Here is a 6,528-nt window from a genome sequence, read left to right on the forward strand (position 1 = left end):
CCTGATGGGCGCCATCGTCTTCCTCGCCTCCGACGCCTCGGCCCTGATGACCGGCTCCTCGCTGGTCGTCGACGGCGGCTGGACCGCCGATTGAGGGGCTCGACGACCTCCCGCAGCTAGGCTAGGCCAGGATCACCAGGCGCGCGGGCATGGCGAAACTGGTAGACGCAGCGGACTTAAAATCCGCCGGCCGCAAGGCCTTGCCGGTTCGACCCCGGCTGCCCGCACCAATAAAATCAATTGCTTATGCTGATGGCGTGCCGTCACGGTGACCGAGTTGCAGGCTCAGCCGAGTAGAACAACAACGGTGGCAAACGGCACACCGCACAAGGCTCCGGCCCAACCGGGAACATTCCTACACTTCACGGCTCGCCACTTTCACCGGGCGTGCTCCGCGCTAGAATCTTGCTCCCGTCCACGGACATCAATTGTTCGAGCAAGCGATTCTGCACGCTGCGCACGTATCCAAGGACATCGGTGCGAGCGACGAGAACTTGTCGTCCCTCAGCGTTCCGCAGCAGCTCTATGATCCGGTGCGTCGCTAGGACCAACTCGGCATCGCGCGGGGCCGACGGAAGGATCGCCTTCAAGCTCTCGCGCAGCTCTATCGCAGTGTGAAGCCAATTGCCCGGCAGGCCCGGCATCTGGTCGTCCGAAGTTTCGAGCTGGTCGACTGCCTCAATGCAGGCATCGACGAAGTCTCTGGTCATTTGAGATACGAGATCTGCAAAGTCGGAAATCTGCCGTCTGCGTTCGTGCTCGGCTGCCCGTCGACGCTCAAGCGTCGAGCGTCGATCAGCTTGGCGTTCTTTGCGCAGTGCTTCCGCTTCAGCCTTATTGGCCCGGCGGGTCTCGGCCATAAATGCCAACATCGCTAGCCCGAGCGCGCCGACGGACAGAAGGCCTTGGTTCGCTTCGGCCCAGGGCCACCAAGTGCCCCACCAAGCTTGAATGTACTCGTTCGCCATAGCTCGCCCCAACGTTGCGGCCAAAATGGTCAAGCTCGCGTGCGCTGTCGAGATGAGGGTATGAAACTTGGTCGCTTGTGCGAGACCTCCCGACATCCTTCCTGAGCACCGCAGATCTCCCGCCGCTTGTGCGCCAGCGCACAGCGGGCAGCGGCGACTCCCGCGAGGTCGGGCGTGCGTTCGTTTCCACTCCACACTGTCGGACGCCGGCCGGCTCGCGCGTCCCAGCCCGGGCCGGCCACCCTCGTTCAGCGGCGAGCCTGTTTCCTCCGCCGCCAGGCCAGCGCCGCCAGTCCCACGGCGAAGGCCACGAGCTCGGCGTAGCTCCACAGGTAGTAGGCCGAGAAGAAGCCCCACTGCATCAGCGAGCGGTCGAGGGCGAAGGCGACGTGGGTCAGCACGATCAGCAGCTGGAAGGCGGCCATGAACAGCAGCCAGATCCGGCGGTCGAAGAGGGCCAGGCTGCCCAGCACGCCGAGATAGACGAGGTCGACGGCGAAGATGCCCCACTGGGGGATGCGGTGGTCGTCGATCTCCAGGACGGCCGAGCCGACCCAGGCGATGATGGTGGCGATGGCCAGGCCGCGTTCCAGCCGGCCGCCGATCCACAGGGCGACGCCGCAGATGACGAACATGGCGCCGGCGCCCAGCTGGGTCGGCAGGATTGAGAACAAGGCGGCCCCCGAACGTGTCCGGGGGCCATTGTCGCGGTGAATCGCGGGATCGGCAAAGGGCGAAGGGGCCTCAGGCCGACTTCACCACCTCCAGCTGGCCGCGCGTGGAGTCGGGCTCTTCCTTGTCGCCGCCGCCCACCAGGGTGACGCGGCGCAGGCCGATCTGGTCCTTGGCGTCGGACAGGGCGCCGTGGGCGGCGATCAGCGAGCGGCGGACGTCGGCCAGGCCCGAGGCGGCCACCATCACGTGGTCGACGGCCTGCTGGCCCACCCCGGCGGCGACCCGCGCCTGGAGGCGGGCGCGGGGCATGGCGGCGATCAGCTCGCCCATGGCGGCCAGGGTGTTGTCGACGGCCTCCTCGGCGGTGAACAGGCGGGTGGCGAGATGCTCGGCGACGATGCGGCGGTTCATGTGGAGTTCCCCTCGAATGGTCCGGCGGCTTCGGCGGGCCGCAGTCCGGACGTTGAGCGAAGGCGCCGGCGGGCGCCTTCTGGGGAAAGGCGGCCTCAGCCGTGGCGCAGGTTCTGGAAGAGCTCGACCACCTGGCGGGCGCTGAGCAGCCCGCCGATCAGCATGGCGAAGCCGAGCGCGATGGCCAGGACGGCCAGCAGGCGGAAGGCGGGGGTCAGAGCATGGTCGAATCCTCCGCGCATTTCTCGCGGAAGCTCTCGTCCAGCACCGTGGCGGTGATGGTCAGGATCTCCCTCAGCACCATCTCGGGCGGCTTGGCGGCGGCTTCCTTGCGGATCGCCGAGACCAGGTCGGTCACCAGCGGGGCCAGTTCCGGCGGGGCCAGGTCGGTCAGCTGGCGCTGCAGCTGCGACCAGCCGAAGAGCGGGACCGGCGGCTCGGGAGGCAGGGGCGGCCAGGCCTGCTCGAAGGCGGTCACCGCCTGGCGGATCTGGCGGGCCTTCCACACCAGCATGCCCAGGCGATGTTCCTGCAGGCTCACTGGGGTGGCTGTCTTCTGATCGGTAGTGTCGGATGTCACGGTCGTCGTACGCCTCGGTTTTACGCAAGGCCGACGGTGGCGAGGTCGGCGGGGCGCCCGCCAGTCCGATTGGGTCGGGGTGGTATCGAGTCCCATAGTCGGCGGGCGGGGCGCCTGGGGGAGCGAGGGGGGGAGCGAGGGGGGGATCGATTCCCCGTTCATGCTCGCTCAGCACCCGGGCCGCGGCCCGGCGGCCGTTGACGCCCAGCTTGCGGCAGGCGCTTTCCACCAGCGCGTCGGCGCGCGACTTGGAGACCCCCATCAGCGGGCCGATCTCCTTGGAAAGCCTGTGTTCGCTGACCAGGCGCAGGGCTTCACGCTCGCGTTTGGTCAGAAGTTCGAGGCCGGCGGCGGGATTGGAAGGCGTGTCCATGGGGGCGAGCGAATCGGCTCCACTCGATCTAGGGATGAAGTGCGTTGCGGCGCGGGGCGGCCACGCCGATAGATAGCCGAGTTCTTTGATTTTCGGACATGCCTAGATGACGACAGCCGGCCCGGATCCCATCGACCTCGCCGTCGGAACGCGCATCCGTATTCGTCGTCGCTATCTGAAAATCAGCCAGGACGAGCTGGCCGAGGCCCTGGGCCTGACCTTCCAGCAGATCCAGAAGTACGAGCGCGGCGAGAACCGCGTCTCGGCCTCGATGCTGGTGCGCATCGCCGCCCGGCTGGAGACCACCGTCGCCACCTTGGTGGGCGAGGACGCCCCCGCCGAGGAGAGCGCCGGCATGCTGGCGGCCCTGACGCTGCCTGGCGCGCTCGACCTGCTGAGCGCCTACGCCCAGGCCGGCCCCAAGACCCAGCGGGCGATGGTGGGCCTTGCCCAGGCGATGATCGAGGCCAGCGAGGAGGATTAGATTTCCGACCTGATTGCATCAGATCGAAAATCTAATTGTTTGTTTTAACGCATTTTCTTCACGCGAACCGGAAACCGCTTCGCTCGAAAATGCTTTAGGCCTCCAGCCGCTCCACGCCGACGACGCCCAGATCGGCCAGGGCCTTTTCCAGTTCGACCGCGGCGGCTTCCACCTCGGCCGGGTCGCGGCCGCGGATGACGAGGCTGGCGCCGTAGACGTCGGGCAGGGCGAAGAACGGATAGCTGCCGATCGACAGGTCCGGGTGGGCTTTGGCGACGGCTTCCAGCGGGGCTGCGATCGTTCCCTCGCCGGTGCCGGTGACGCGGACGGTGGTGGCGACCACCACGGCCCCGGTGCGCAGGCGCGGGCCGACGTCGTCGAGCATGCCGCGCATGATCGCCGGCACGCCGGCCAGCACGAAGACGTTTTCCTTCTGGAAGCCGGGCGGGCCCTGGACGGGGTTCTTCACCAGGGTTCCGCCCTCGGGCACGTGCGCCATGCGGCGGCGGGCGGCGTTGGGCTCGCCCCAGCGCTCGCGCAGCAGGGCCATGATCTCGGGATGCTCAGGCGCGGTGACGCCGAACGCCTTGGCCACCGAGTCGGCGGTGATGTCGTCGTGCGTCGGGCCGATGCCGCCGGTGGTGATCACGTAGTCGTACTTGGCGCGCAGGGCGTTGACCGCCTCGACGATCTCCTGCTCGACGTCGGGCACCACGCGGGCCTCGGCCAGGTCGACGCCGTAGGTCGCGAGGTACTTGGCGATGGCGTTCAGGTTCACGTCCTGGGTGCGGCCCGACAGGATCTCGTCGCCGATGATCAGCACCGCCGCCGTCACCCGATCCTTGCTGGCCGTCATCGCCATCGTCCCCTAAACCGCTGCGTACCCGTTCCGACTTAGGCTCCGCATGCTTCTGCCGCAACCGCTTACCCACGGCCGCATCGTTCAGCGCTACAAGCGCTTCTTCGTCGACCTGGTGCTGGACGACGGGCGCGAGGTCACCGCGCACTGCCCCAACTCCGGCGCCATGCTGGGGGTGAACCTGCCGGGGCAGGGGGCGTGGGTGTCGTTCTCCGACGATCCCAAGCGCAAGCTGGCCTGGACGCTGCAGCTGGTCGAGGCGGCCGGGTCTGACGGGACGGGCCTGGTGGGTGTCAACACCATGCTGCCCAACAGGCTGGTCGCCGAGGCCCTGGCGAACGGGGTGATCCCCGAACTGACGGGCTACGCCAACGTGCGGCCGGAGGTGAAGTACGCCGCCGCCAGCCGGGTGGACTTCCTGCTGACCGATCCGGACCGGCCGCCGTGCTGGCTGGAGGTCAAGAACGTCCACCTGTCGCGCTCGCCGGGCCTGGCCGAGTTCCCCGACTGCAAGGCCGCCCGCTCGACCCGCCACCTGGAAGATCTGGCCGCCCAGGTCGCCGAGGGCCATCGGGCGGTGGCGCTGTTCGTCGTGCAGCGCGAGGACTGCGAGGATTTCCAGGCCTGCCGCGAGCTTGATCCGGCCTTCGCGCGCGGGCTGGACGTGGCGGCCGAGGCGGGGGTGGAGATCATGGTCTGGGCGTGTGAGATGAGCACGCAGGAGATCCGGATCGCGCGGCCGATCGTCTGGCGGCGGTGAGGCGCTCTCTCCCCCTCGATGGGGGAGGGCCGGGGTGGGGGTGGCTACGGCGGTTGGGTTAGCGCTCTTTTCTGAACCGCTGTCACCCCCATCCCCTCTCCCTTCCCCATCAAAGGGGGAAGGGAGAAGAGCGCGCGGCGCCCCTAGTTGAACTTTCGTGCTATAGTCGCGACATAAGCCTGACCGACATTTGTTCCTGGCGCTCCCTCGCGTGACGCGCCCCGTTTGAGATTGAGCCGCCCATGACCCTCGACGACGCCTTCGAGATCGAGACCGAGACCCGCACGGGCCAGATCAAGATCCACAAGCCGGAAGACTTCGAAGGCATGCGCAAGGCCGGCCGCCTGGCCGCCGAGTGCCTGGACATGCTGATCCCGCACGTGGTTCCGGGCGTCTCGACCGATCACCTGGATACGCTGGCCCGCGAGTTCATCCTCGACAACGGCGCCCTGCCGGCCTGCCTGTTCTATCGCGGCTATCCCAAGACGGTCTGCATCTCGCGCAACCACGTGGTCTGCCACGGCATCCCGGGCGACTGGACCCTGCGCGAGGGCGACATCGCCAATATCGACGTCACCGTCATCGTCGACGGCTGGCACGGCGACACCTCGCGGATGTACGGCGTCGGCGAGGTCGGGCCGCGCGCCCGCCGCCTGGTGGACATTACCTATGAAAGCCTGGCCCGCGGCCTGGCGGTGGTGAAGCCGGGCGCGACCCTGGGCGACATCGGCCACGCCATCCAGTCCTATGTCGAGGCCCAGCGCTGCAGCGTCGTGCGCGACTTCTGCGGCCACGGCCTGGGCAAGGTGTTCCACGACTCGCCCAACATCCTGCACTTCGGCCGTCCCGGTCAGGGCGCGGTGCTGAAGGCGGGCATGTTCTTCACCATCGAGCCGATGGTGAACCTGGGCAAGCCGGCGGTGAAGGTGCTGGGCGACGGCTGGACGGCCGTGACCCGCGACAAGTCGCTGTCGTCGCAGTGCGAGCACTCGATCGGCGTGACGGAAGACGGCTGCGAGGTGTTCACCGCCTCGCCGACGGGTCTGTTCCAGCCGCCGATGCAGGGCGTCTGAGGTGTTTCCAGCGCCGTGCGTCCTTCGAGGCCCGGCCGGACCGCCTGAGCCCGCACCCTTACGGGTGCGAAGCCACTAGGCGAAACTGACATTTCAGCTTACCTATCAGTCCGAAGACAACCTTCGGGAGCGGTTTCGTGCGCCAGCCTTCGCCCTTGCGGGCCCCTGACGACGGTGTCGCCGGCGGCGCGCGGTCGCGCATGCTGGTGCTGGACGTCTGCTCGTCGTCGGGCCTGGAGGACTGGTCGCCCGACCTGCAGAAGGCCAAGGTCTACGAGAAGATCCTGCTCGACCTGATCCTCGGCGAGCTGGCGCCCGGCGCGCGGCTGGACGAGCAGTCGCTGG

The 6,528-nt window shown here is 68.0% G+C and carries 10 protein-coding genes, 1 tRNA gene and 2 pseudogenes; 6 read left to right on the top strand and 7 right to left on the bottom strand.

Features of this window, described 5'->3' with window-relative positions; genetic code table 11:
• The first annotated feature begins 4 nt into the window (after positions 1-4).
• Positions 5-94, top strand: a complete 90-nt coding sequence (locus DMC18_RS23925; RefSeq protein ID WP_233245357.1) for an SDR family oxidoreductase — start codon at positions 5-7, stop codon at positions 92-94.
• A 49-nt stretch (positions 95-143) separates the two neighbouring features.
• Positions 144-230 (top strand) — tRNA-Leu (locus DMC18_RS23930).
• A gap of 132 nt (positions 231-362) precedes the next feature.
• Here DMC18_RS23930 and DMC18_RS25735 read toward each other — a convergent pair.
• The 6 genes and pseudogenes from DMC18_RS25735 to DMC18_RS27370 form a co-directional block, all read right to left on the bottom strand.
• A complete protein-coding gene (locus tag DMC18_RS25735) occupies positions 363-968 on the bottom strand; it encodes a hypothetical protein (RefSeq protein WP_146218194.1) in 606 nt (201 codons plus the stop codon).
• Positions 969-1,216: 248 nt separating this feature from the next.
• On the bottom strand, positions 1,217-1,642 hold the full coding sequence (locus DMC18_RS23940; protein ID WP_233245355.1) for a hypothetical protein: 426 nt from the start codon (positions 1,640-1,642) through the stop codon (positions 1,217-1,219).
• A 70-nt stretch (positions 1,643-1,712) separates the two neighbouring features.
• Entirely contained in the window at positions 1,713-2,054 is a 342-nt protein-coding gene (locus tag DMC18_RS23945) for a hypothetical protein (protein ID WP_110121678.1), read from the bottom strand.
• A gap of 95 nt (positions 2,055-2,149) precedes the next feature.
• On the bottom strand, positions 2,150-2,296 hold the full coding sequence (locus tag DMC18_RS26700) for a hypothetical protein (RefSeq protein ID WP_199228593.1): 147 nt from the start codon (positions 2,294-2,296) through the stop codon (positions 2,150-2,152).
• Positions 2,269-2,595, bottom strand: coding sequence for a hypothetical protein (locus DMC18_RS23950; RefSeq protein WP_233245356.1), 327 nt, complete (start codon positions 2,593-2,595; stop codon positions 2,269-2,271). Before DMC18_RS23950 ends, DMC18_RS26700 begins: the two co-directional genes overlap by 28 nt.
• 223 nt (positions 2,596-2,818) lie before the next feature.
• Positions 2,819-3,007, bottom strand: a pseudogene (locus DMC18_RS27370) (LuxR C-terminal-related transcriptional regulator); the annotation flags it as partial.
• Between the two features lie 106 nt (positions 3,008-3,113).
• Between DMC18_RS27370 and DMC18_RS23960 the strand changes: the two are divergent.
• Entirely contained in the window at positions 3,114-3,491 is a 378-nt protein-coding gene (locus DMC18_RS23960; RefSeq protein ID WP_110121679.1) for a helix-turn-helix domain-containing protein, read from the top strand.
• A gap of 94 nt (positions 3,492-3,585) precedes the next feature.
• Here DMC18_RS23960 and DMC18_RS23965 read toward each other — a convergent pair whose 3' ends face one another.
• Positions 3,586-4,347, bottom strand: a complete 762-nt coding sequence (locus DMC18_RS23965; RefSeq protein WP_110121684.1) for a molybdopterin-binding protein — start codon at positions 4,345-4,347, stop codon at positions 3,586-3,588.
• A gap of 49 nt (positions 4,348-4,396) precedes the next feature.
• Between DMC18_RS23965 and sfsA the strand changes: the two genes are divergently transcribed.
• From sfsA to DMC18_RS23980, 3 genes and pseudogenes are all read left to right on the top strand, one after another.
• Entirely contained in the window at positions 4,397-5,110 is a 714-nt protein-coding gene (gene sfsA / locus DMC18_RS23970; RefSeq protein WP_110121680.1) for a DNA/RNA nuclease SfsA, read from the top strand.
• 242 nt (positions 5,111-5,352) lie between these two features.
• The gene (gene map / locus DMC18_RS23975; RefSeq protein WP_110121681.1) at positions 5,353-6,183 is read left to right on the top strand and encodes a type I methionyl aminopeptidase; all 831 of its coding nucleotides are present in this window, start codon (positions 5,353-5,355) and stop codon (positions 6,181-6,183) included.
• Positions 6,184-6,383: 200 nt separating this feature from the next.
• A pseudogene (locus DMC18_RS23980) lies at positions 6,384-6,528 on the top strand (GntR family transcriptional regulator); the annotation flags it as partial.

This window comes from Caulobacter sp. D5, from assembly GCF_003185805.1.
In the GTDB taxonomy this organism is placed as follows: domain Bacteria; phylum Pseudomonadota; class Alphaproteobacteria; order Caulobacterales; family Caulobacteraceae; genus Caulobacter.

What these genes read in the sequence shown, in the direction of transcription:
- DMC18_RS23925 (WP_233245357.1), top strand. Translation starts at nt 5, where the DNA reads ATGGGCGCCATCGTCTTCCTCGCCTCCGACGCCTCGGCCCTGATGACC.
- map (WP_110121681.1), top strand. Translation starts at nt 5,353, where the DNA reads ATGACCCTCGACGACGCCTTCGAGATCGAGACCGAGACCCGCACGGGC.
- sfsA (WP_110121680.1), top strand. Translation starts at nt 4,397, where the DNA reads ATGCTTCTGCCGCAACCGCTTACCCACGGCCGCATCGTTCAGCGCTAC.
- DMC18_RS23945 (WP_110121678.1), bottom strand. Translation starts at nt 2,054, where the DNA reads ATGAACCGCCGCATCGTCGCCGAGCATCTCGCCACCCGCCTGTTCACC.
- DMC18_RS23965 (WP_110121684.1), bottom strand. Translation starts at nt 4,347, where the DNA reads ATGACGGCCAGCAAGGATCGGGTGACGGCGGCGGTGCTGATCATCGGC.
- DMC18_RS23960 (WP_110121679.1), top strand. Translation starts at nt 3,114, where the DNA reads ATGACGACAGCCGGCCCGGATCCCATCGACCTCGCCGTCGGAACGCGC.
- DMC18_RS25735 (WP_146218194.1), bottom strand. Translation starts at nt 968, where the DNA reads ATGGCGAACGAGTACATTCAAGCTTGGTGGGGCACTTGGTGGCCCTGG.
- DMC18_RS26700 (WP_199228593.1), bottom strand. Translation starts at nt 2,296, where the DNA reads ATGCGCGGAGGATTCGACCATGCTCTGACCCCCGCCTTCCGCCTGCTG.